This window comes from Cellulomonas sp. EB106-03-03-XG116 (assembly GCF_058792015.1).
Map to the genome: position 1 here is coordinate 121,917 of NZ_JBYTEP010000004.1, position 22,777 is coordinate 144,693.

Annotated in this window: 21 protein-coding genes; 10 read left to right on the forward strand and 11 right to left on the reverse strand. The window is 74.4% G+C overall.

Annotated features, from left to right (window positions below; all coding sequences use genetic code 11):
* From ftsX to prfB, 7 genes are all read right to left on the reverse strand, one after another.
* Positions 1-918: a permease-like cell division protein FtsX gene (gene ftsX, locus AC3WUG_RS03315; protein ID WP_492326346.1), complete on the reverse strand. Its 918-nt coding sequence runs from the start codon at positions 916-918 to the stop codon at positions 1-3.
* Positions 919-930: 12 nt separating this feature from the next.
* Positions 931-1,620: a cell division ATP-binding protein FtsE gene (ftsE, locus tag AC3WUG_RS03320; RefSeq protein WP_492326347.1), complete on the reverse strand. Its 690-nt coding sequence runs from the start codon at positions 1,618-1,620 to the stop codon at positions 931-933.
* A 191-nt stretch (positions 1,621-1,811) separates the two neighbouring features.
* A complete protein-coding gene (locus tag AC3WUG_RS03325) occupies positions 1,812-3,083 on the reverse strand; it encodes an ROK family protein (RefSeq protein WP_492326348.1) in 1,272 nt (423 codons plus the stop codon).
* A gap of 27 nt (positions 3,084-3,110) precedes the next feature.
* Positions 3,111-4,388 (reverse strand): sugar ABC transporter permease, encoded by a 1,278-nt coding sequence (locus tag AC3WUG_RS03330; protein WP_492326349.1) that lies wholly within the window; start codon positions 4,386-4,388, stop codon positions 3,111-3,113.
* Entirely contained in the window at positions 4,385-5,236 is an 852-nt protein-coding gene (locus AC3WUG_RS03335) for an ATP-binding cassette domain-containing protein (protein ID WP_492326350.1), read from the reverse strand. The genes AC3WUG_RS03330 and AC3WUG_RS03335 overlap by 4 nt, the downstream gene beginning before the upstream one ends.
* 157 nt (positions 5,237-5,393) lie before the next feature.
* The gene (locus AC3WUG_RS03340; protein ID WP_492326351.1) at positions 5,394-6,509 is read right to left on the reverse strand and encodes a sugar ABC transporter substrate-binding protein; all 1,116 of its coding nucleotides are present in this window, start codon (positions 6,507-6,509) and stop codon (positions 5,394-5,396) included.
* A 229-nt stretch (positions 6,510-6,738) separates the two neighbouring features.
* Positions 6,739-7,857, reverse strand: coding sequence for a peptide chain release factor 2 (gene prfB / locus AC3WUG_RS03345; protein WP_492326352.1), 1,119 nt, complete (start codon positions 7,855-7,857; stop codon positions 6,739-6,741).
* Positions 7,858-8,057: 200 nt separating this feature from the next.
* Here prfB and AC3WUG_RS03350 point away from each other — a divergent pair, with 200 nt between their 5' ends.
* From AC3WUG_RS03350 to AC3WUG_RS03360, 3 genes are read left to right on the forward strand one after another with little or no spacing between them, the layout of a single operon-like run.
* Positions 8,058-10,205 (forward strand): GDSL-type esterase/lipase family protein, encoded by a 2,148-nt coding sequence (locus AC3WUG_RS03350; protein WP_492326353.1) that lies wholly within the window; start codon positions 8,058-8,060, stop codon positions 10,203-10,205.
* Positions 10,202-10,615 (forward strand): hypothetical protein, encoded by a 414-nt coding sequence (locus AC3WUG_RS03355; RefSeq protein ID WP_492326354.1) that lies wholly within the window; start codon positions 10,202-10,204, stop codon positions 10,613-10,615. Before AC3WUG_RS03350 ends, AC3WUG_RS03355 begins: the two co-directional genes overlap by 4 nt.
* A 47-nt stretch (positions 10,616-10,662) precedes the next feature.
* On the forward strand, positions 10,663-11,586 hold the full coding sequence (locus AC3WUG_RS03360; RefSeq protein WP_492326355.1) for an aldose 1-epimerase family protein: 924 nt from the start codon (positions 10,663-10,665) through the stop codon (positions 11,584-11,586).
* A 72-nt stretch (positions 11,587-11,658) separates the two neighbouring features.
* Here AC3WUG_RS03360 and AC3WUG_RS03365 read toward each other — a convergent pair whose 3' ends face one another.
* The 3 genes from AC3WUG_RS03365 to AC3WUG_RS03375 all read right to left on the reverse strand — a co-directional run bounded on the left by AC3WUG_RS03365 (position 11,659) and on the right by AC3WUG_RS03375 (position 15,157).
* Positions 11,659-12,513 carry a M15 family metallopeptidase gene (locus AC3WUG_RS03365; RefSeq protein ID WP_492326356.1) on the reverse strand — a complete coding sequence of 285 codons (855 nt, stop codon included), beginning with the start codon at positions 12,511-12,513 and terminating at the stop codon, positions 11,659-11,661.
* Positions 12,514-12,773: 260 nt separating this feature from the next.
* Positions 12,774-13,832, reverse strand: coding sequence for a hemolysin family protein (locus AC3WUG_RS03370; RefSeq protein ID WP_492326357.1), 1,059 nt, complete (start codon positions 13,830-13,832; stop codon positions 12,774-12,776).
* Positions 13,829-15,157 carry a hemolysin family protein gene (locus AC3WUG_RS03375; protein ID WP_492326358.1) on the reverse strand — a complete coding sequence of 443 codons (1,329 nt, stop codon included), beginning with the start codon at positions 15,155-15,157 and terminating at the stop codon, positions 13,829-13,831. The genes AC3WUG_RS03370 and AC3WUG_RS03375 overlap by 4 nt, the downstream gene beginning before the upstream one ends.
* Positions 15,158-15,343: 186 nt before the next feature.
* Here AC3WUG_RS03375 and AC3WUG_RS03380 point away from each other — a divergent pair, with 186 nt between their 5' ends.
* The 5 genes from AC3WUG_RS03380 to AC3WUG_RS03400 all read left to right on the forward strand — a co-directional run bounded on the left by AC3WUG_RS03380 (position 15,344) and on the right by AC3WUG_RS03400 (position 20,358).
* Positions 15,344-16,141, forward strand: a complete 798-nt coding sequence (locus AC3WUG_RS03380) for a response regulator transcription factor (protein ID WP_492326359.1) — start codon at positions 15,344-15,346, stop codon at positions 16,139-16,141.
* 2 nt (positions 16,142-16,143) lie between these two features.
* A complete protein-coding gene (locus AC3WUG_RS03385; RefSeq protein ID WP_492326369.1) occupies positions 16,144-17,223 on the forward strand; it encodes a HAMP domain-containing sensor histidine kinase in 1,080 nt (359 codons plus the stop codon).
* A gap of 97 nt (positions 17,224-17,320) precedes the next feature.
* Positions 17,321-18,301: an ABC transporter ATP-binding protein gene (locus AC3WUG_RS03390; protein WP_492326360.1), complete on the forward strand. Its 981-nt coding sequence runs from the start codon at positions 17,321-17,323 to the stop codon at positions 18,299-18,301.
* The gene (locus AC3WUG_RS03395; RefSeq protein WP_492326361.1) at positions 18,298-19,107 is read left to right on the forward strand and encodes an ABC transporter permease; all 810 of its coding nucleotides are present in this window, start codon (positions 18,298-18,300) and stop codon (positions 19,105-19,107) included. The genes AC3WUG_RS03390 and AC3WUG_RS03395 overlap by 4 nt, the downstream gene beginning before the upstream one ends.
* A 72-nt stretch (positions 19,108-19,179) precedes the next feature.
* Positions 19,180-20,358, forward strand: coding sequence for an RtcB family protein (locus AC3WUG_RS03400; RefSeq protein WP_492326362.1), 1,179 nt, complete (start codon positions 19,180-19,182; stop codon positions 20,356-20,358).
* On the opposite strand, the gene AC3WUG_RS03405 is transcribed toward AC3WUG_RS03400, so the two are convergent.
* A complete protein-coding gene (locus AC3WUG_RS03405; RefSeq protein ID WP_492326363.1) occupies positions 20,345-20,848 on the reverse strand; it encodes a MarR family winged helix-turn-helix transcriptional regulator in 504 nt (167 codons plus the stop codon). The two genes, AC3WUG_RS03400 and AC3WUG_RS03405, sit on opposite strands and share 14 nt — an antisense overlap.
* Before the next feature lie 108 nt (positions 20,849-20,956).
* Here AC3WUG_RS03405 and AC3WUG_RS03410 point away from each other — a divergent pair, with 108 nt between their 5' ends.
* The gene (locus tag AC3WUG_RS03410; protein ID WP_492326364.1) at positions 20,957-22,264 is read left to right on the forward strand and encodes a multidrug effflux MFS transporter; all 1,308 of its coding nucleotides are present in this window, start codon (positions 20,957-20,959) and stop codon (positions 22,262-22,264) included.
* A 230-nt stretch (positions 22,265-22,494) separates the two neighbouring features.
* Positions 22,495-22,777 (forward strand): 2-oxoglutarate dehydrogenase E1 subunit family protein (locus AC3WUG_RS03415; protein ID WP_492326365.1); only part of this gene is annotated, 283 nt, incomplete at its 3' end.

Here is a 22,777-nt window from a genome sequence, read left to right on the forward strand (position 1 = left end):
TCAGACCTTCGTGTAGCGGCTCAGGGTGACCAGGGACGAGATCGCGGCGAGCAGGATCGCGGCGGCCACCAGGAACGGCGCCACCTGCCACACCTCGTTGGTGGTGACGTACGGGATCCAGGCGACCTGGCCGCCCAGCCAGTCCGTCACCAGGTACCGCACGCCGGCCCACAGCCCGGCGACGGACAGCGCCGCGCCGATCGTGGCGGCGATCGCGCCCTCGAGCATGAACGGCAGCTGGATGAACAGGTTCGACGCGCCGACCATGCGCATGATCCCGGTCTCGCGCCGCCGGCTGAGGGCGGACAGCCGGATCGTCGTCGTGATCAGCAGGACGGCCGCGAGCAGCATCACCCCCGCGAGCCCGAGCGACAGCAGGGTCGCGGAGTTCAGCACCCGGAACAGCGTGTTGTAGAGCTCGCGCTGGTCCTGGACGGTCTCGACGCCCTGCCGCCCCTGCAGCACGTCGGCGACGACCTCGAACTTCTCCGGGTCGGTGAGCTTGATCCGCAGCGACTCGTTCATGTCGTCGACGGTCATGACCTGGGCCCAGTACTGGCCCTCGAACTGGCGCTGGAACGTCTCGAACGCCTGCTCCTTGGACTCCGCGGTGACGCTCTCGATGTACGGGGCCACGTCCGGCGCGTCGAGCGCGTCGAGGATCGCCTGCTTCTGGTCGTCGGTGACCTCGCCGCCGGCGCACGTGGGCTCCGACGAGGTCCCGGCCGGGCAGAGGTACACCGCGACCTCGACCTTGCCGTAGAAGTCGTCCTGCATCTTGCCGATCTGCATCTGCAGCAGCGCGGCGGCGCCGACGAAGGTCAGCGACACGAAGGTGACCAGGACGACCGAGATGGTCATGGAGAGGTTCCGGCGCAGGCCGATGCCGATCTCCGAGAGGATGAACTGCAGTCGCACGTCGATCCCCCCTCAGCGGTCCGAGCCGTAGACGCCGCGCGACTGGTCGCGCACCATCTCGCCGCCGGACAGCTCGACGACGCGCTTGCGCATCTGGTCGACGATCTCGTCGTCGTGCGTCGCCATCACGACCGTGGTGCCCGTGCGGTTGATCCGGTCGAGCAGGCGCATGATCCCCAGGGAGGTCGTCGGGTCGAGGTTGCCGGTGGGCTCGTCGGCCAGCAGGATCGCCGGCCGGTTCACGAACGCGCGCGCGATGGCCACGCGCTGCTGCTCGCCGCCGGACAGCTCGTGCGGGCGGCGCTTCTCCTTGCCGGCCAGGCCGACCATCTCGAGCACGTCCGGCACGGTGGTGAGGATGTGGTGCCGCGGCTTGCCGATGACCTGCAGCGCGAACGCCACGTTCTCGAACACGGTCTTGTTGTGCAGCAGCCGGAAGTCCTGGAACACCGCGCCGATCTGGCGGCGCAGGTGCGGGACCTTCCACGACGACAGGGTGGTGAGGTCCTTGCCGGCGACGAAGACCTTGCCCGCCGAGGGCCGCTCCTCGCGCAGCGCGAGCCGCAGGAAGGTCGACTTCCCGGAGCCGGACGCGCCGACGAGGAACACGAACTCGCCGCGCTCGACCTCGAGGCTGATGTGGTCCAGCGCGGGTCGCGCGCCGCGCGCGTAGACCTTGGTGACGTTCTCGAATCTGATCACGGGGTTCTGCGGCCAGCCGGTCGGGGACTGGGGGCGTGCGGAGGGTGCTGCGGGACCTGGCCGCGTCGAGCGTAGGCAGCGGCCCGTCGTGACCCGTCCGTGACACGCCGGTCGTTCCCTGTGAGAACGGCCGCGCCGCCCGGAACGCGTAGATCGTCCGGTTCTGCGCGTCCGCCGCGCGCGGGACCGCCTCAGGCCGGGTCCGCCGCCGGCTCGCCCCCGCGCGGGTGCGGCACCAGCGCCGCGTCCGCGCGCAGCGCCTCGACCGTGCCGACGGGGTCCTCCAGCACGTCGGCGAACGCGACCTCCGCGGCGCCCACGAGCTGCGCGTCCGAGCCCAGCCCCGAGCGCACCAGCGCGGCCTGCTCCCGGATCGGGCCGAGCGCCCGCGCGTACGTCGCCTCCAGCGCGGGCTCCATCGTCGGGTACAGGGCGCCGAGCGTCCCGCCCAGCACGACGACCGCCGGGTTGAACAGGTTGACCAGCGTCGCGAGCCCGGTCCCGACCCACTCCCCCGTGCGCCGCACGCCCGCGACGGCCCGCCGGTCGCCGACCGCCACGTCCGCGAGCACGTCCTCGATGTCGGACTCGCGCGGGTCCCGGCCGACCGCGCGGATGATCGCCGCGTCGCCGATCTCGGCCTCCCAGCAGCCGCGGGCGCCGCACGCGCACGGCCGGCCGCCGGGCCGCACCACGATGTGCCCGACCTCCCCCGCGTAGCCCCCCACGCCCTTGAGCAGCTCCCCGTCCACGACCACGCCGCCGCCGACGCCCGCCTCGCCGCGGACGTACAGCACGTCCCGGAACCCGCGGCCCGCGCCGCGCAGGTGCTCCGCCACGACGCCGAGGTCGCCGTCGTTGCCGACCGTCACCGGCAGCGTCCCGCCGGTCGCGGCCCGGAGCAGGTCGGCGAACGGCACGTCGAGCCAGCGCAGCGACGGCGCGCGGCGGACCAGGCCGTCGGGCTGCCGCACGCTGCCCGGGATCGACACCACGATCCCGAGGCAGACCGAGCCCGGGGCCGCGCGCGCCTGCATCTCGGCCGCGAGCCCGGCGACCAGCGCCACCACGCCCGCGACGTCCGACGGGTCGGTGCGGTGCAGCCGCCGGCGCACCTGGAGCAGGAACCCGCCGAGCCCGACCGCCGCGGCGCCGACGCTGGACTGCGTGACGTCGAGCGCGAGCACGTGCGCGCTGGTGCTCACCGGCTCGACGACGAGCGACGGCCGGCCCTTGCCCCGCACCACGCCGGGCCGCTCCCGCACCAGGCCGACGCGCGCCAGCTCCGAGGTGAGCGCCCCGACCGTCGAGCGGTTGAACCCCGTGGCCGCGACGATGTCCGAGCGGGTGGCCGCGCCGCCCACGTGCAGCTGCCGGAGCACCGCCGACAGGTTGGCGCGGCGCACCTCGTCCGGGCCCGAGGCGTCCGCGCGCCGCACCGGCGGGCCAGCACCGAGCCGCACGGGCCGCCCTCCTCGTCGTCGCCGTCCTCAGACGCGGCCGGTGGCCCGCGCCCGGCGGCGGGACAGGGCGTCCACCGCCGCGGCCAGCGCCAGCACGCCGCCGGTGACAACGTACTTGACGCCCGCCGAGTACCCGAGCAGACCCATCCCGTTGTCGATGACGGCGATGACCGCCCCGCCGATCAGGGCGTCGACGATCCGGCCCTTGCCGCCGAACAGCGAGGTGCCGCCGATGACGGCCGCGCCCACCGCGTACAGCAGGACGTTGGAGCCGCCGGCGTTGGGGTCGACCGACGTGGCCCGGGACGCCGCGAACACGCCCGCGACGCCCGCCATGGTGGAGCAGATGATGAAGCAGAGCTGCCGGACCGCGGCCACGGGGATGCCCGCCCGGCGGGTGGCCTCGGCGTTCCCGCCGACGGCGTACACGTGCCGGCCGAACGCCGTGCGGGTCAGCAGGAAGCCCAGCAGCAGCGCGAGCACCGCCAGGATCGGCACCACGATCGGCACGCCCTGGATCGACGTGCGGGCCGGGTTCAGGCTCCGCTCCTGGTTGAGCACCGCCACCAGCGCGAGCACCACGGCCGCCACCACGACGACCTTGGTCACGACCAGGCCGAGCGGCGGCGTGACCAGCCCGCGGGCGCGCCGGTGCCGCCAGGTGCCGAGCTGCTGGACGGTGTACGCGGCGACGGCCAGCACGGCGATCGCCCAGCCGACCGGCGGCGGCACGTTCTTGTTCTGGATCGCCAGGATCACGGGGTCCGTGATCGACACGTTGCCGCCCGAGCCGATGATCAGCAGCACGATGCCCTGGAACGCCAGGAACGCGGCCAGGGTCGCGACGAACGACGGGATGCCGACCCGCGCGACCAGCAGGCCGATGAGCACGCCGATCACCACGCCGGTGCCCAGCGCCGCGGCCAGCGAGGCGTACCAGGGCCAGTGCATGTCGGTGAGCGTGGTGGCCAGCACCGCGCCGCAGACGCCCGACGCGAACCCGGCGGACAGGTCGATCGCGCCCAGCAGCAGCACGAACACCAGGCCCATGCCGATCGTCATGACCACCGCGCCCTGCTGGAACAGGTTGGCCAGGTTGAGCGCGGACGGGAAGGTGTCCGGCTTCGCGACGGTGAACGCCGCGACCAGGACGGCGAGCGCGAGGACCGCGGGCAGCGAGCCCATGTCGCCCCCGCGGACCTTGCGGACGTAGGCGTTCAGGGCCTCGGCGAACGTCGGCTGGTCGACGGCGCCGGTCAGCGGAGAGGACGGCGTCGAGGACGGGGTCAGGGTGGGGGTGGTCACGGCCGCACGCTCCCGTCGGGTCCGGGCCGGCCGCCGGCGGCGGACGGCGGTGCGGGCGCCGGGTCGCCGTCGCCCGACGTCCCGCTGGTGATGAGCTCGATGACCTGGGCCCGGCTGGTCTGCGCGGTGCGCACCTGCGCCGCCGTCTGGCCGAGGTACAGGACGCAGATCGCGTCGGCGACCGCGAACACGTCGTTCATGTTGTGGCTGACCAGCACGACGGCGAGGCCCGCGTCCGCGAGCCGCCGCACGAGCTGCAGCACCTGCTCGGTCTGCGCGACGCCCAGCGCCGCGGTCGGCTCGTCCAGGATGACCAGCGTCGAGTTCCACAGCACCGCGCGGGCGATCGCGACGGTCTGCCGCTGCCCGCCGGACAAGCTCGCGACGTGCTGCCGGATCGACCGCACCGTCCGCACCGACAGCGAGGCCAGCACCTCCGCCGCCCGGGTCTCCATCGCGTCCTCGTCGAGCCGGATGCCCTTCTTCAGCTCCCGGCCGAGGAACATGTTGTGGACGATGTCGAGGTTGTCGCACAGCGCGAGGTCCTGGTAGACGACCTCGATGCCGAGCTCGTTCGCCGCCGCGGGGTCCGCGACGTGCGCGGGCCGGCCCTGGAACCGGACCTCCCCCGCGTCGAACGGGAAGATGCCGGCGACGCACTTGATGAGCGTCGACTTGCCGGCGCCGTTGTCGCCGACCAGCGCGGTGACCTCGCCGGGGAGCGCCACCAGGTCGACGCCCCGCAGGGCGTGCACGGCGCCGAAGTTCTTGTGGCCGCCGCGCACCTCGAGGGTCGGCGGCGGGGACAGGTCGGGATCGGCCGGGGTCTCGGCCAGGACGTCGGTCATCGTCCACCTCGCGTCGTCGCTGGGGTGCCGGGGGTTGGGGTGCCGGACTGGTGCCGGGTGCCGGACTGGTGCCGGGTGCAGGGCTGGTGCCGCGTGCTGCGTGCTGCGGCGCCCGGGCGCCCGGCCCCCGCGCGGGGGCCGGCCGTCCGGGTCGCGGTCAGGAGATGCCCGCGGAGGCGCACGCGTCGGCGAGCGCCTCGGTGCACACGTTCTCCTTGGTGGTGTAGCCGTCGGCGATGACGTCCTTGACGTTGTCGAAGTAGATCGCCTCGGGCTTCAGCAGCACCGAGTCGACCTCCTGGTCCGTCTCGGTGTCGGTGACCGTGCCGGTGGCCAGGCTCGACGTGTCCCCGCCGGTCGCCAGCGCCACGGCCAGGGCGGCGGCGGCGTCCGCCTCCTTCTTGACGGCCTTGTAGACCGTCATGCACTGGTCGCCGGCCAGGATGTTCTGCAGGCCCTGGTCGGTGGCGTCCTGCCCGGTGACGGGCACGGTGCCGTTCACGCCGTTCTTCTTGAGGATGGCGATCGCGGCGTTGCCCAGGCCGTCGTTGGCGGCGAGCACGCCGTCGATCTTCCCGCCGGTCTCGGTGTACATCTGCTCGAAGATCGTGCCGGCCTGCTGGTTGTCCCAGTCGGGCACCGCCTGGTCGGCGACGACGGTGTAGTCGCCGCTGTCGGTCTTCTCCTTCAGGGCCTCGACCGCGCCCTGGTTGAACAGCGTGGCGTTGTTGTCCGTCGGCGAGCCGTTGAGGAACGCGATGTTCGCCGTCGTCTTGCCGGAGTCGGTCAGGCACTTCTCCAGCCCCTGCCCCTGCAGCCGCCCGACCTCCACGTTGTCGAACGACACGTAGAAGTCGGCGCCGCCCCCGAGGGTGAGCCGGTCGTAGTCGATCGTCGCGATGCCCTGGGCCTTCGCCTTGTCGAGCACGGCCTTGCCGGAGCCGGAGTCGAGGTTGACGATCATCAGCACGTTGACGCCGCTGGTGATCATCTGGTCGGCGATCGTCTGGAACTGGGTCTTGTCGCCCTGCGCGTTCTGGATGTCGTAGTCCACACCCGCGTCCTTGAACGCCTGCTCCAGGTACTTGCGGTCCGCCGTCTCCCAGCGCGCGGAGGACTTGGTGTCAGGCAGGATCACGCCCACCTTCGCGGCCGACGCCGAGGTGGTCTCGCCACCACCGCCGCCGCTGTCGTCGTCGCTGCCGCCGCAACCGGCCAGCAGCAGTCCGGTGGCCGCAACGGCCGCCGTCGCCAGGAACATGCCTCGTCGCATCGGTCCCCCTCGCGTCGGGCGCGCCCGGGTGCACACCTCCTGTGCCCGTGGCGCAGAGATTGTTGCGAGCCACAACATAGAACCGCGCGGGCCCGGCGACAAGGGGTTCTGCCCAACCTGGACCCGACCTGTGACCAGGATGTGACGCGGGCATCCCGGGGTGCGGACGCGCCGAGGGCGGCGCACCCGGTGGGGGTGCGCCGCCCTCGGACGGTGCGCGCGGGGCCGGTCAGGCCTCGACGGACGCCTGCCGGCGCCAGCGGATGCCCGCCTCGATGAACCCGTCGATGTCGCCGTCGAACACCGCGGAGGTGTTGCCGACCTCGTGCTCGGTGCGCAGGTCCTTGACCATCTGGTACGGGTGCAGCACGTACGAGCGCATCTGGTCGCCCCACGACGCCTTGATGTCGCCCGCGAGCTCCTTCTTCTTCGCGTCCTCCTCGGCCTTGCGGACCAGGAGCAGGCGCGACTGGAGCACGCGCAGCGCCGCCGCGCGGTTCTGGATCTGCGACTTCTCGTTCTGCATCGACACGACGATGCCGGTCGGGAGGTGCGTCATGCGGACCGCGGAGTCGGTCGTGTTGACCGACTGCCCGCCCGGGCCGGACGACCGGAACACGTCGACCTTGATCTCCGACTCCGGGATCTCGATGTTGTCGTCGCTCTGCTCGATGAGCGGGATGACCTCCACCGCCGCGAACGACGTCTGCCGGCGGCCCTGGTTGTCGAACGGCGAGATGCGCACCAGGCGGTGCGTGCCGGCCTCGACCGACAGGTGGCCGAACGCGTACGGCGCCTTCACCTCGAAGGTCGCCGACTTCAGGCCGGCCTCCTCCGCGTACGACGTGTCGAGCACGGTCGTCGGGTAGCTGTGCCGCTCCGCCCAGCGCAGGTACATCCGCATGAGCATCTCGGCGAAGTCCGCCGCGTCCACGCCGCCGGCGCCCGCGCGGATCGTCACGACGGCCTCGCGCTGGTCGTACTCGCCGTTCAGCAGCGTGCGGACCTCGAGCTCGCCCAGGTCCCGGCGGATGCCGACGAGCTCCGCCTCCGCCTCGGCGAGGGTCTCGGCGTCGCCGCCGTCCTCCGTCGCCATCTCGACGAGGGTCTCGAGGTCGTCGATCCTGCCGCCCAGCTTGTCGACGCGGTCCAGCTCGGACTGCGCGGCGCTCAGCGCGCTCGTCACCTTCTGCGCGGACTCGGGGTCGTCCCACAGGTCGGGGGCGGACGCCTGCTCGGAGAGGTCGGCGATCTTCGCCCGGAGGGCCGTGGGGTCGGACACCGCCTGGATCGACTGCAGGGTGCTGCGCAGGTCGCGGATCTCGGCGGGGAAGTCGGTGGCTGCCACGACGGTCCAGGCTACCCGGTGCCGCACGGAGGTGTGCTCACAGCCGTCGCCACGTCGGTCGGCGGGCTCGCGCGCTCGAAGTGGGGACGTAGGTCCCGGCCCGGCGACGGCCCCACTCCGCCAGGGTGATGGTCGAGGACCAGACACCACCCCCGCGGTGTCCAGCCGCTCGTTCCTCCGACGCACGAGGGAGCGCGCGCATGTCCATGCCCCGCTGGCGGCCGGCAGCCGCCCTGGTCGCCACGATCCTGCTGCTGACGACGCTCGGTCCACCGGCGACGGCCGCCGACCCGCCCGCGTCCACCTCGGACGGGCCGGGTGGCGAGACCTCCTCGGTCGAGGTGGGCGCTGAGTTGCGCGCCAGCCTCACGACCACCGCAGACGAGATGGAGACGATCACCTTCTCGGAGTTCCCGGTCGGCACGGCGATCACGACGCAGTACCAGCAGCGCGGCATCGCCTTCGGTGGCGACGCACCGTTCATCGCCCAGGACGGCTCGAACCCCACCAGCCCGGTGCTGTCCGGCACGCCCACGTTCCAGGGGGCGATCGAGGGGCGGTTCGTCCGTGCGGACGGTTCGCCGCGCACGGTGAACCACCTCGCGCTGTCGGTCGGGTACATCGACACACGGAAGAGCGTGCGGGTGATCGCCCGGGACGCGGACGGCGCCGAGCTGCTCTCGGTGCCGCTCGACGCTCTCGGGATCGTCCGGGTGACGATCACGCAGTCCCGCATGGCCTCGTTCCGTGTCGAGGCGGTCGCCGCCGAGCCGGCCGGGTTCGCCATCGACAACGTGACCTTCCTCTCCGCGTCCGCGCCGGACGTCGTGCACGTCGACACCTACGTCGCGCTGGGTGACTCGTTCCAGTCCGGCGAGGGCGCCGGGAACTACGAACCCGGGACCGACTGGGACGGCAACAGCTGCCGGCGCTCCTACGCTGCGTACCCGCACCTCCTGCTCCAGCGGGGCACCACCCGGCTGTCGCTGGACTTCCGCGCCTGCTCGGGCGCCGTGATGCGTGACATGTATCGCGCGCAGAAGGCCGACCAGGGTCCGCAGCTCGACGCGCTCGGGTCGGACACCCGGCTCGTCACGGTGGGCATCGGGGGGAACGACCTGGGGTTCGCCGGGGCGTTGAGGGACTGCCTCCTCATCAATACGGGCGGCGCGGTCAACCCGGTGATGAACTGGTGGCGCAGCTGCGCACGCAACCAGGGGCCAGCAGTCGACACACAGCTCGCCGAGCTGCGCAGCGGCTCTCTCGCGCACGAGCTGTCCGCCCTCTACTCCGACATCCGGCGCCGGGCGCCGAACGCTCGGGTCGTCGTCGTGGACTACCCGCAGTTCTTCGCGCCGAGCGGCGTCGGCGGGCTTCCTGGCTGTGCGAACGTCCGATCCTCCGACCAGGTGTGGCTCAACGAGAAGGTCCGGCAGGCGAACGAGGCGATCGCCTCGATCGCGACCCGCGCGGGGTTCGAGCGCGCCTCCATGACCACCGCCCTGGCCGGGCACCACCTGTGCGACGCCGAGCCCGGGATGAACCCGTTCTCGCTGGAGCACGGTTCGGGGTCGTTCCACCCGAACGAGCTCGGCCACGCGCTCATGGCCAACCGCGTCGCCTCGACGATCGGCTCCCCGATGCGCCCGAGTGTCGTGGTCAGGTCCCGGCAGACGGTCACCACCCACTACACGGTGCGCGGCTCGGTGATCGACCTCGACGCGTTCTTCCCGCCGTACCTCGCGCCCGACGCGGGCTCCCGGGCCGCCACCGGGCTCTCCGAGGTGGTGATCGCGCCGGAGCGCCGCGACGTGGTCACGTCCCTGATCTCCCCGTCCGGCGTCCGGTACTCCCGGGACACCCCGCGCGACGCCGAGCACGAGGTGGGGCCGACGTTCGAGCACTGGACGATCCGCGACCCCGAGCCCGGGGTATGGACCGTGGAGATGTTCGGTGCCGACGTGCCCGAGGAGGGCGCGGGGGTCGTGTCCTCCTTCGTTGACCACGTCGCGCCGAACCAGCCGCCCACCGCCGAGGTCGTCGCCACGCCCGGGGCACCGCTGCTCCCCGGCAGCGCGGGCGGTGCGGGGACGTACACGTTCGACGCGTCGGGCTCCACGGACCCCGACGGGCGGATCGTGGAGTACCGGTGGGAGTTCGGCGACGGCAGCACCGCCTCCGGGCAGGTGGTGACCCACACGTTCACGCCGGGGGTGTACGACGTGACGCTCGTGGTGACGGACGACTCGGGCGCCCTCGGGTTCGGGCACCCCGAGGACGAGATCACCGTCGCGCTCGGGCCGATGCTGCCCGGAGGTGGCGGCTCGGGACCGGTGCCGCTGTGGTGAGCCCACCGGACTCGGTCCCCGGCGGAGTCGTTCCAGCGGGGCCCGAGCCCTCGCCGTCGTGGTGGCAGGCCTGGGGCCTGTTCCTGGTGCTGACGGGCGTCGGCTGGCTCAGCGTGCCCTTCTTCGCCGTGCTGGGCTGGGTGGCGCTGGGTGGCGCGCGCGGCGTCAGCATCGCGGGTGCACCTCCGAACACGACTCTCGGCACGCTGTTCTGGGCCGGTTCCGCCCTGCTGCTGGTCGGCCCCGGCTGCCTCGCCAGCTTCCGGCTGTGGCGCCTCGAGCACCGGCTCGCGGTGGCGGTGCCCGTCGGTCTGGCCTGGTTCGCCCTCGGCAGGTTCGTGCTGCCCGCCCCGGGCGTCCCCGGCTCGATCCGCTCGGTCGCGGAGGCGGTGGTCTCGCTGCCCCTCTGAGTGAGAGCGTGACCGCGCCCGGGACCCCCGGCCGCTACGGTGTGAGCGTGAACACGCCCGCACCCTCCGGACAGCAGCACGCCCTCGCCCACGGCGCCCACCGCGCCGTGATCGCCGAGGTCGGGGCCAGCGTCCGCTCCTACAGCGTCGGCGGCCGCGACGTCGTGCTGCCGTTCGACGAGTCCGACCTCGCACCCGCCTTCTCCGGCGCCGTCCTCGCCCCGTGGCCCAACCGGCTGCGGGACGGGCAGTACACCTGGGACGGCACCGACTACCAGGTCCCCGTCACCGAGCCCGACCGGATGACCGCCCTGCACGGCCTCGTCGCCCAGGTCCGGTACGCGAAGGTCGCCTCCGAGTCCGGCCCCGACGGCGACACCTCGGTCACGCTGCGGCACGACCTGGTCCCGACGCCGGGGTACCCGTGGTCGCTCCGCGTCGACGTCACCTACTCGCTGTCCGACGCCGGGCTGCGGGTGCACGTCGCGACCACCAACCTGGACGCGACGGCCGCCCCCTACGGCATCGGCTTCCACCCGTGGCTCTCCCCCGGCGACGCCGCCGTGGACGACTGCACGCTCCGGGTCGACGCCGCGTCGCAGGTGACGGTCGACGACCGCCTGCTGCCGACCGGCGCCCGCGCGCTGGCCGGCGCCGAGGACCGCCGGACCCCGCAGCCGCTCGCCGGCGTGGCGCTGGACGACGCGTTCGTCGACGTCACCCGGGACGCCGACGGCCTGTCCTGGATCGTGCTCGGCTCCCCCGACGGCCACGGCGCCGCGATGTGGATGGACTCCTCGATGGACACCTGGCAGGTGTGCACCGGCAACGGCATCCCGAAGATCGACCGGCGCGGCGTCGCCGCCGAGCCGATGAGCTGCATCGCGGACGCGTTCCGCACCGGCGAGCGCCTGGTGCGCCTCGAGCCGGGCGCCACCCACGAGGTCACCTGGGGCATGACCCTGGCGTGACCGCCCACGGACGAGAACGGCCCCGCCTCCCGGAGGAGGCGGGGCCGTTCTCGTGCGTGCGTGCGCGGGGCGTCAGCCGTAGTACTCGCCGTCGGCCATGACGCCCTTGGTGTACTCCCAGTGCCAGCGCTCGTACGGGCCGGAGCCGCCGGGGCGCGCCCAGTCGGGGTTCTCCCACCCGAAGACCGGCGCGTTGTCGTTCAGCCACTCCCACTGCGCGCCCGTGGTCTGCGAGGTGCACAGGTCGACCGCGAGGCCCCAGCCGTGGTTGCTGCGGCCGGCGGGCGCGGCGAGCGAGCCCTTGGCGGCCTTGACCGCCCGCTGCTCGGCGAGGGTGCGGTAACCGCTGGACAGGCAGAGGTCGGTGCCCCAGCGGGTCACCCACATCGCGTTGAGCTCGGCGAGCGCCTCGGCGGCGTCGGCGCGCAGCTGGGTCTTGCCGTCCCAGAGGTAGCAGAGGTCGGACTGCGGGACCTGGCCGTTCGCGCTGGCCGGGTTGGCCTCGCCGTCGCAGCCGGGCAGGATCTCGCGCTCCTGGCTGCGGCTGACGTCCACCTGCGCGCGCAGCGCGGTCGCGTCCCCCGACACGAGCGACGCGGGCGGGAGCACGGACGTCGCCGAGGAGGTGAGCGCCTCGACCGTGCTGGGCAGCGTCGCGTCGGCCTCGGCGTCGGTGAAGCCGTCCTCGCTGCGCGCGGCGCCCTGGGAGAGCGGGACCGCGACGGTCACCGCGGCCAGCGTGACGAGCACGCCGGCGCGGGTGCCCCAGCGGGCGAGCGGGCTGGTGCGCCGCCGGTGCTCGGTGGCGACCGCCGCGGGGGCGGCGTCGGCGGCCGCGACGGGCGCGGCGGCGGGGCGCGCTCGGCCGGCCTCGCGGAGCTGGCGGCGGGTCGGGGCGCCGGCGGGCTGCACGCGGTGCGACGCCACGGGACCTCCGAGCTCACGGGCAGGCGACGTGGAGCCGCCGACGGACGAGGGGCGACACCCGGGAAGGGGCGGGGCGCCGGGGCGCCACCACCAGGGGGGATCCGGGTGATCGATCACGAAACCATAACGGCACCGGGGTGCCCGTTCCAACCCCCCGACCGGGGGGTAGCTGACGGATCATCGGCGTGTCGCGCGGGTTCACCCACCGGGGTCACCCTGTCGTGTGACGAAGGTCCCACGTTCGGCCCAGTCCGGGGCGCTCAGGCCCCGGCGCGGTGCCGGAACGCCCCCCGCTGCATCGCGTCCCGGACCTCGCCGACGAGCTCCTCGAGGATGTCCTCCAGGAACACGACGCCGACCGCCCGGCCGCCGTCCTCCACCCGCGCGAGGTGCACGCCGGAGCGCTGCATCGCGGCGAGCGCCTCCTCGACCTCGTCCCCCGGCGCCACCACCGCGAGCGCCCGGACGCGCCACGCGGGCACGGGGAGCCGGCGCGAGCCGTCGTCCGCGTAGAGCACGTCCTTGACGTGCAGGTAGCCCGTGGGCACCTCGCCGCGGCCGAGCACCGGGAACCGGCTGTAGCCCGTCCGGGCGACCAGCCGCTCGACCTCGTCCGGGGTGACGTCGACGGGGACGGTGACCAGGTCGGCGACCGGGACCATGACGTCCGCCGCGGTGCGGTCGGAGAACTGCAGCGCCCCGGACAGCAGGCCCTGCTCGTCGTCCAGCAACCCCTCCGCCTGGGACTGCTCGACGATCGACTGCACCTCCTGGGCGGTGAACGCCGAGGCGACCTCGTCGCGCGGGTCCACCCGGAACAGCCGCAGCACGTGGTTGGCGATCCAGTTCAGCACCGCGATGACCGGGCGCACGACCCTGCCCAGCCACACCAGCGGCGGGCCGAAGACGAGCACCGCGCGGTCCGGGCCGGACACCGCGAGGTTCTTCGGCACCATCTCGCCGAGCACGACGTGCAGGTACACGACCACGAGCAGGGCGACGACGAACGCGATCGGGTGCGCCAGGCTCGTGCTGACGCCGATCGCGTGCAGCGGATCCTCGATGAGGTGCGCGATCGCCGGCTCCGCGACCAGGCCGAGGCTGGTCGAGCAGACCGTGACGCCGAGCTGGGCGCACGCGAGCATGAGCGAGACGTGCTCCATCGCCCAGAGCACGGTGGTCGCGCGCCGGTCGCCGGCCGCGGCCAGCGGCTCGATCGCCGAGCGGCGCGCGGAGATGATCGCGAACTCGGCCGCGACGAAGAACGCGTTGCCCGCGAGCAGCGCCACCGCGAGCGCCAGGGCCACCCCGGGGCTCACCGGCCCGCCCCCTCGGCGTCGGCGGCCGCGCGGGCCGGCTGCACCACCACGCGCTCCACGCGGCGGCGCGCCATGGTCTCGACCCGGAGCAGCACGTCGCCCGCCCGGACCTCGTCCCCGGTCTCGGGCACCCGCCCGAGCGCGGCCATCACCAGCCCGCCGAGCGTCTCGTACGGCCCGTCCTCCGGGACGACGAGCCCGGTGGTCTCGGTGAGCTCGTCCGGCCGCAGCAGGCCCGACACCACCCAGGCGCCGTCCGCCCGCCGCGAGGCCGCCGTGCGCCGGCGGTCGTGCTCGTCCGCGACGTCGCCCACCAGCTCCTCCACCACGTCCTCCAGCGTGACGACGCCCGAGGTGCCGCCGTACTCGTCGACGACGACCGCCATCTGCATCCCGTGCTCGCGGAGCTCGACCAGCAGCGGGCCCAGGTGCACGGTCTCGGGGACCCGCGGCGCGTCGATCATCAGCGCGGCGGCGGGCACCTCGTCGCGCCGCTCGTACGGCACGCCGATGGCCCGGCGCAGGTGCACGAGGCCCACGATGTCGTCCGAGTCGTCGCCGATCACCGGGAACCGGGAGTGCCCGGTCTCGCGGGACAGCCGGACGACGTCGGCGGCGGTGTCCGCGCGGCGGAGCGTCACGACGCGCTGCCGGTCGGTCATCACGTCGACCGCGGTGAGGTCGGTGAACTCGATCGAGTTGGTCAGCAGCGTGGCCGTCGACTCGTCGAGGGTGCCCTGCTGGGCGGACCGCTTCACCAGCGCCGCGAGCTCCTGCGGCGAGCGGCCGCCGGACAGCTCCTCGCGCGGCTCGACGCCCAGGCGCCGCAGTAGCGCGTTGGCGCTGGAGTTGAACAGCGTGATGAGCGGGCGGAGCGCGGAGGTGAACCCGGCCTGCAGCGGCGCCACCCACCGGGCGGTGCCCAGCGGGCGGCTGATGGCGAAGTTCTTCGGCACCAGCTCGCCGAACAGCATGGAGAACCCGTTCACCAGCACCAGCGTGACGACGAGCGCGACCGCGCCGCCGATCGCGGGGCCGAGGGCCGACCCGCGCAGCGGCTCCGCCAGCAGCGCGTTGACCGCGGGCTGCGTGGTGTAGCCGAGCAGCACCGTGGTGACCGTGATGCCGACCTGGGCGCCGGACAGCTCGGTCGACAGCCGGCGCAGCGCCTTGAGCACGCTCTGCCCGCGCCGGTCGTCGGGCCGGGTCTGGCCCTCGACCACGCCCGGGTCGAGGGTGACCAGGGAGAACTCGCTCGCGACGAACACCGCGGTGCCGGCCGTGAGCACGACGCCGAGGGCGACGAGCAACCAGTCGGTCAGCACGGGTCACCACCGGCGGCGCGCGGGCGCGGCGGGGCCGGGACGCGCGCGGGGTGGGTCAGGAGGCAGGAAGGGCCGGCATGGTCTCCCCCGGGCGCGTCGGCCCGGGCAGGACGCCGGCAGCGACTTGAGCTGCTCATGGTGGCGCAATCATACGAAACCTCCACACCCGCGCTCTACGCTGGCGGGATGACCTTCGCATCCCGCCCCGGCGCCGGTGCCGGAACCCCCGCCGGCGCCCCGGGCGCCGCAGCCACCTCGGTCCTCGTGGTCGAGGACGAGCCGGCCATCGCGACCGCGGTCGCGCGCCGGTTGTCCGCCGAGGGCTGGCAGGTGGAGACGGTGGGCGACGGCCTGCAGGCGGTCGACGCCGCCGCGCGCCTGGCGCCCGACGTCGTGGTGCTCGACGTGATGCTCCCCGGCATCGACGGCCTCGAGGTGTGCCGCCGCATCCAGGCGGACCGCCCGGTGCCCGTCCTCATGCTGACGGCGCGCGACGACGAGACCGACATGCTCATCGGCCTCGGCGTCGGCGCCGACGACTACATGACCAAGCCGTTCTCGATGCGCGAGCTCGTGGCGCGGGTCAAGGCGCTGCTGCGCCGCCAGCAGCGCGCCGCCCTCGCCGCCGAGCTGGCCGCCGCGGGCACCGGGTCCGCCGAGCCGCCCGTCGCCGTGGGCGACGTGGTCATCGACCGCGCGCAGCGCCGCGTGCACCGCGCGGGCGAGGAGGTGCACCTGACGCCGACGGAGTTCGACCTGCTGCTCGCGCTCGCCGCCAGCCCGCGCACCGTGCTCACCCGCGAGCGCCTGCTGGCCGAGGTCTGGGACTGGGTGGACGCCTCCGGGACCCGCACGGTCGACTCGCATGTGAAGGCCCTGCGCAGGAAGCTCGGCGCCGACCTGATCCGCACCGTGCACGGCGTCGGCTACGCCCTGGAGCCGGCCGGCGCGGCGGGCGCGGCCCCGGGAGGCGGCCCGGCGTGACGGTGCCGACCCCTCCCCGGCACCAGCGGCCGCGGCTGCCGGACGTGCGCCCGCTCGACCGGCTGCGGTCCATCAAGATCAAGCTCGGCGTCCTGGTCGCGGCCGCGGTGTTCGTGGCGGCCCTGCTCACCTGGATCGGGCTGAACAACGCGCTCGGCCCGTCCCGGACGTTCCCGATCGTCATCGTCCTGGCGCTCGTGATGACCCAGGTGCTCGCGCGCGGCATGACGTCGCCGCTGCGCGAGATGACCTCGGCGGCGCGGGCGATGGCCGCCGGCGACTACAGCCGCCGGGTCCGCGCCACCAGCCGGGACGAGGTCGGCGAGCTCGCCTCCGCGTTCAACCGGATGGCCGACGACCTGGAGCAGGCGGACCAGCTCCGCCGGGAGATGGTCGCCAACGTGTCGCACGAGCTGCGCACGCCGGTGACCGCCCTGCAGGCGCAGCTGGAGAACATCGTCGACGGCGTCGAGGACCCGGACCCCGAGACCATGCGCGCGGCGCTGGCGCAGACCCAGCGGCTCAGCCGGCTGGTCGCCACCCTGCTCGACCTGTCCCGGCTGGAGGCCGGCGCCGTCGACCTGCAGGTGACCGACGTGCCCGTGCAGCAGTTCCTCGAGGAGGCCGCGCAGGAGGGCCGCCTCGTCGGCGCGTCGAAGGACCTGACCTTCCCGGTGGTCGTCGACCCGCCGGAGCTCACCCTCCCGGCGGACCGCGAGCGGCTGCACCAGGTGGTCGCCAACCTCGTCCAGAACGCCGTCCGGCACTCCCCGCGCGGCGCCCCCGTCCGGCTGGAGGCGCACCGGGCCGGCGGCTGGGTCCGGCTCGACGTGGTCGACCAGGGCCCCGGCATCGCGGCCGACCAGCGCGAGCGGGTGTTCGAGCGGTTCGCCCGCGGCAACTCCCCCGCCATCACGGGGCAGATCTCCACCGGCGGGACCGGCCTCGGCCTGTCGATCGTCCGCTGGGCGGTGACGCTGCACGGCGGGACGGTCGAGGTCGCGGACAGTGACACGGGCTGCACGATGCGGGTCATGCTGCCGTCGCGGCGGACCTCCCGGCCGGCGACCGCGGCGTTCTGAGCCGCCCCGGCTCCCCCGGGCGGCGGAGGCGCGCCCACCCCCGGGTTCCGCCTCGCGGCTGATCCGCCGCGGGCGGGTGGGTCCCTAGGGTCGAGACATGCCACCCGACGCGACGCACGCCATCGAGGTCTCCCACCTCACGAAGACGTTCGGCCAGGTCCGGGCCGTGGACGACCTGAGCTTCACGGTCCGCCCCGGGCGGGTCACGGGGTTCCTCGGACCCAACGGCGCCGGCAAGACCACCACCCTGCGGATGCTGCTCGGTCTCGTGCAGCCGACCTCGGGCACGGCCACCATCGGGGGCCGGCGGTACACCGCGCTCGACCGCCCGATGCGCACCGTCGGCGCCGCCCTCGAGGCCGCCGACTTCCACCCGGGCCGCACGGCGCTGGACCACCTGCGGCTGTACGCGCCGCAGGCCGGCGTGCCGGACGCCCGGGCGCACGAGGTGCTCGACCTGGTGGGCCTCTCCGCAGCCGCGAAGCGCCGGGTCGGCGGGTTCTCCCTCGGCATGCGCCAGCGGCTCGCGCTCGCGACCACGCTGCTCGGCGACCCGCCGGTGCTGCTGCTCGACGAGCCGGCCAACGGGCTGGACCCGGAGGGCATCCGCTGGCTGCGCGACCTGCTGCGGGCGCTCGCCGCCCAGGGCCGCACGGTGCTGGTGTCCTCGCACGTGCTGTCCGAGGTCCAGCAGACCGTCGACGACGTGGTCATCATCGCGGGCGGGCGGCTCGTGCACGCCTCGACGCTCGCCGAGCTGAGCGGGCTGGCCGAGCCGCGGGTCCGGGTCGCCTCCCCCGACGCCGCCGCGCTCGACGCCCTGGTCGCGCGCGCCGGCTGGCAGCGGGCCTCCGGGTCGCCGGGCGTCGCCGAGCTCGTCGGCACCGACGTCGCCGCCGTCGGCCACGCGGCGTTCGCCGCCGGCGTCGAGCTGCACGAGCTCGCGACCCACGGCGTCGGCCTGGAGGACGTGTTCCTCCGGCTCACCGCCCCCGCCCCGGCGCGCGGCGCGCACACGGCGCCAGCCGGCGCCCCCGTCCCCGCCCCGACCGACGCCCCCGCCGGAGGTGCGCGATGAAGGACTCCCTGGTCTCCGAGTACCGGAAGATCGTCACCACCCGGACGTGGTGGGTGCTGCTGATCGTGATGATCGGCTACATGGCCTTCATGGGCGCCGCGATGGCGTTCGCGTTCACCTTCGACGGCGCCGAGGTGTCCGGCACCGACGGCGCGCCGGTCGTGGCCGACCCGATGGCCGTCGTCACCGCGGTCTACACGCTGCCCGCCTCGTTCGGGTACGCGCTGCCGCTGCTGGTCGGCCTGCTGTCCGTCACCGCCGAGTTCCGGCACCGCACGCTCACCCCGACGCTCCTCGCGCAGCCGGACCGCAACCGGTTCGTCGTCGCGAAGCTCGTCGCGAGCATCCCGGTGGGCGTGCTCTACGGCGTGCTCGGCACGCTCGCCACCGTCGGCGCGGGCGCGCTGGCGTTCGCGTTCACCGACGCGCCCAACCTGCTCGGCGAGGGCGAGGTCTGGGGCATCATCGCCCGCACCGCGCTGGCGCTGACCGTGTGGTGCGTCGTCGGCGTCGGCCTCGGGTTCGCGATGCCGAACCAGGTGGTCGCGATCGTCGTGGTGCTCGCCTTCACGCAGTTCGTCGAGCCGATCGCCCGGCTGGTGCTCGGCCTGAACGACGCGACCGCCCCGATCGGGAAGTTCCTGCCCGGCGCGGCCGGCGAGGCGATCAGCGGCGGGTCGTTCTACTCGGCCACCGGCGCGGGCTCGCTGCTCGGGCCGGCCGCGGGCGCGGCGGTGCTCGTCGGCTACGCGGTGCTGCTCGCGGTCCTGGGGCGGCTCACGACGCTGAAGCGCGACATCACCTGACCAGGTGACGGCCGCCGGCGGGCGCGCGAAATCAGCGCGACCGCCGGCGGCCGGAGCGACCATGATCCCCGCATGAGCCGCGAGCACCTCTCGAAGCACCTGGTCAGCTGGGCGTCGATCCTCGAGCCGAAGACCCGCGAGCAGGCCGTCCGCACCGCCACGATGCCGTTCGTGTACCCGCACCTGGCCCTGATGCCCGACGCCCACCTGGGCAAGGGCGCGACGGTGGGGTCGGTGATCCCGACGCTCCGCGCGATCATCCCGGCCGCCGTCGGGGTGGACATCGGCTGCGGCATGATCGCCGTGCGCACCCGCTGGTCCGAGGACGAGCTGCGCGCCGCCGGTCCCCTCACCCCGCTGCGCGAGGCGATCGAGGCCGCCGTCCCGGTGTCGGCGGGCGGGTACAACACCGCGCTCACCGACACCGCCGCGGCGCGGGTGGCGGACCTCGAGGCCGCCGCCGCTCAGGCCGGGTTCGACCCCGGCCGGTACGCCGGGAGCTGGCGGCTGCAGCTCGGGTCGCTCGGCTCCGGCAACCACTTCATCGAGGTCTCGGTGGACGAGACCGGCACCGTCTGGCTGTTCCTGCACTCCGGCTCCCGGGGCGTCGGCAACAAGATCGCGCAGCACCACATCGCCGTCGCGGCCGAGCTGTGCCGGCGGTGGTGGATCCCGCTGCCCGACCCCGACCTCGCCTACCTGGTCGAGGGCACCGACGAGTTCTGGGCCTACGTCCGCGAGCTGCGGTGGGCGCAGGACTTCGCCGCCGCCAACCGCGAGGAGATGATGGACCGCGTCGTGGCGGCGGTCGGGGCCCACATGGGCGCGCCGGTCGTCGAGGCCGAGCGGGTGAACTGCCACCACAACTTCACCGAGCAGGAGCAGCACTTCGGGAAGACGGTGTGGGTGTCCCGCAAGGGCGCGATCCGGGCGCGGCGCGGGGAGCCCGGCCTGATCCCCGGGTCGATGGGCACCGCGTCCTACGTGGTGGCCGGCAAGGGCGACCCGCTGTCGCTCACGTCGAGCCCGCACGGCGCCGGCCGGGCCCACTCCCGGTCCGCCGCCCGGCGGCTGTTCACCCGGGACCAGCTCCGGGAGGCGATGGTGGGGATCGAGTACCGGGACACCGACGCGTTCCTCGACGAGATCCCCGCGGCGTACAAGGACATCGACCGGGTGATGGCGGACGCCGCCGACCTCGTCGAGGTGCGGCACGTGCTGCGCCAGGTCGTGAACGTCAAGGGCGACTGAGGCCGTCGCCGTCCCGCTCGCCCGCCGCCCGCGTCCGCGCGGCGAGGCGGGCGAGCGGGGCGGCGGCCCGCCGCACGGCGTCCGCGTCCTCGGCCGCCATGCCCGCGAGCGCCGCTCCGAGCGCGCGGGCCCACCCGGCCTCGACCGGCTCGCGCCGTGCCCGGGCGTGGGAGGTCGGGTGCAGCCGGGTCACCCGGCGGTCGTCGGCGTCCGCGGCGCGCTCGACCAGACCGCGACCGACGAGGCCGCGCACCGCCGCGCTCACGTTGCTCTGCCGCAGGTCGAGCCCCGCCGCCACCCCGCCGACGCTGGTGCCGGGGTGCGCGTCGACGTAGCGCATCACCTCGAACTCGGTCGGCGGCAGCGGGGGCAGGCCGCCCTCCTGCCCGCCCTCCGCCCGGCGCACCGCGCGGGACAGGTCGTGCAGCGCGACGGCGAGCACCCGCAGGTCGTCGGTCCCGTCGTCGCCGGCGGGGCTGGTCGGGGTCACGCCCGGAGGCTAGCAGCGTGCCTATGGACAGACATATATGAGTTCATAGATATGATGCTCCGGTCCGCGGCGCCGTGCCGCCCTCCCCCGCGCTGGAGCACCCCCCTCATGACCGCTGCCCTGGGTACCGCCGTGCCTGCCGCCACCTCGACCGACGAGACCGCACCGGCCGACGCCGCGCCGGCCGTCGGCGCGACCCCGCCGCGCCGCGCCCTCCCCCTCGCGACGACGCTCGTGCTCGCGCTGCTCACCGCGATCGCGCCGCTGGCCACCGACATGTACCTGCCGGCCTTCCCGCAGCTCGCGGTGGACCTCGGCACCAGCGCGACCGCCGTCCAGCTCTCGCTGACCACGTTCATGGTCGGCCTGGCCCTCGGGCAGCTGGTCATCGGCCCGCTGTCCGACCAGCGCGGCCGCCGCGGCCTGCTGGTCGCCGGCAGCGCCCTGTGCGCCGCCGCCGGCCTGGCCTGCGCGCTCGCGCCGTCGATCGGGTTCCTGATCGCCGCGCGGTTCGTCCAGGGCTTCGCCGGCGCCGCGGGCGTGGTGCTCAGCCGCGCCGTGGTCGCCGACCGCGCCCGGGGCACCGCCGCCGCCAAGCTGTTCGGCGTCATGATGCTGATCCAGGGCGTCGCCCCGGTGCTCGCGCCGCTGCTCGGCGGCACGCTGGTGACCGCCGTCGGCTGGCGCGGGGTGTTCGGCATCCTCGCCGGCGTCAGCGCGCTCATGCTCGTGGGCGTCCTGGCGGTCGTCCCCGAGACCCGGCCGCGCGAGGCCCGCGCCGCCGGCGGCCTCGCCACCACGCTCCGCGACGCCCGCACGGTGCTGGGCAACCGGCGGTACCTCGGCTGGACCGGCGCGCTGGTGCTCGGGTTCGCCGCGATGTTCGCCTACATCTCCGCGTCGCCGTTCGTGCTGCAGAACGTCCTCGGCCTGTCCGTGGGCGCGTACTCCGTGGCGTTCGCGGCGAACGCGCTCGGTCTCGGCCTCGTCGCCGGGCTCGGGACGCGGCTCGTGGACCGGGTCGCCCCGCAGCGGCTGCTGGCGGTCGGCGTCACGGCCGTGGCGGTGCTGAGCGTCCTGCTGCTGCTCGACGTGGCGCTGCTCGGCCTCCCCCGGTGGCCGACGCTGGTCCTGCTGTTCCTCACGATCAGCTCGCTCGGGCTGGTGTTCGGCAACGCCACGACGCTGGCCACCGACGAGGTCGCGCACGCCGCGGGCACCGGGTCCGCCGTGATGGGCGCGCTGCAGTTCGGCGTGGGCGCCGCTGTCTCCCCGCTGGTCGGCCTGGCGGGCGAGCGGACCGCGGTGCCGATGGCGGTGACGATGCTGGTGCTGGCGGTGGGCGCCGTGCTCGCGGCGCGGTTCGCCGCCACCGCCCCGGCGCGCGCCGACGAGGTCGTCCCGGCCGGCGCATGACCGAGTTGACACGTCCTCGACCCGGCGCAGACCCGCAGATGGGGAGCCTGACACCCCCGCCGGACCCGCCGTGTGACAAGCGTGTGAACCGTCCGCGCGCCGCGCTCCCCGAGGGGAGATGACGGCCGGTCAGGACGTAGGGTGGGCCACGAACTGATCCGGCGATGACGCGGTCCGTGACCGCGGAGGAAGTGGGCGATCCTCGCGTGTCCCAGCATGCGGAGCCAGACGTGAACCGTGCCGACTTCGGCGCGAACACGTGGCTGGTGGACGAGCTGTACGAGCAGTACCTCCAGGACAAGACGGCGGTCGACCCGGCGTGGTGGGACTTCTTCGAGGGCTACAAGCCCTCGGCGCCCGCGACGACGACGTCGGGCGCGGTGGCGGCCGGAGGCGACGCGGGCAGCACCGGGGGGAACGGCGTGGTCGACGCCGCGCCCGCCGGCACCGCGAGCGCCCCGGCCCCCGCCGCCCCCGCGGCCCCGGGCGGGGGGGGGGGGGGGGGGGGGGGGA

Excerpts from the sequence above, each read along its gene's own strand:
- AC3WUG_RS03350 (WP_492326353.1), top strand. The coding sequence starts at position 8,058 with ATGTCCATGCCCCGCTGGCGGCCGGCAGCCGCCCTGGTCGCCACGATC.
- AC3WUG_RS03335 (WP_492326350.1), bottom strand. The coding sequence starts at position 5,236 with ATGACCGACGTCCTGGCCGAGACCCCGGCCGATCCCGACCTGTCCCCG.
- AC3WUG_RS03410 (WP_492326364.1), top strand. The coding sequence starts at position 20,957 with ATGACCGCTGCCCTGGGTACCGCCGTGCCTGCCGCCACCTCGACCGAC.
- AC3WUG_RS03395 (WP_492326361.1), top strand. The coding sequence starts at position 18,298 with ATGAAGGACTCCCTGGTCTCCGAGTACCGGAAGATCGTCACCACCCGG.
- AC3WUG_RS03380 (WP_492326359.1), top strand. The coding sequence starts at position 15,344 with ATGACCTTCGCATCCCGCCCCGGCGCCGGTGCCGGAACCCCCGCCGGC.
- AC3WUG_RS03390 (WP_492326360.1), top strand. The coding sequence starts at position 17,321 with ATGCCACCCGACGCGACGCACGCCATCGAGGTCTCCCACCTCACGAAG.
- AC3WUG_RS03340 (WP_492326351.1), bottom strand. The coding sequence starts at position 6,509 with ATGCGACGAGGCATGTTCCTGGCGACGGCGGCCGTTGCGGCCACCGGA.
- AC3WUG_RS03400 (WP_492326362.1), top strand. The coding sequence starts at position 19,180 with ATGAGCCGCGAGCACCTCTCGAAGCACCTGGTCAGCTGGGCGTCGATC.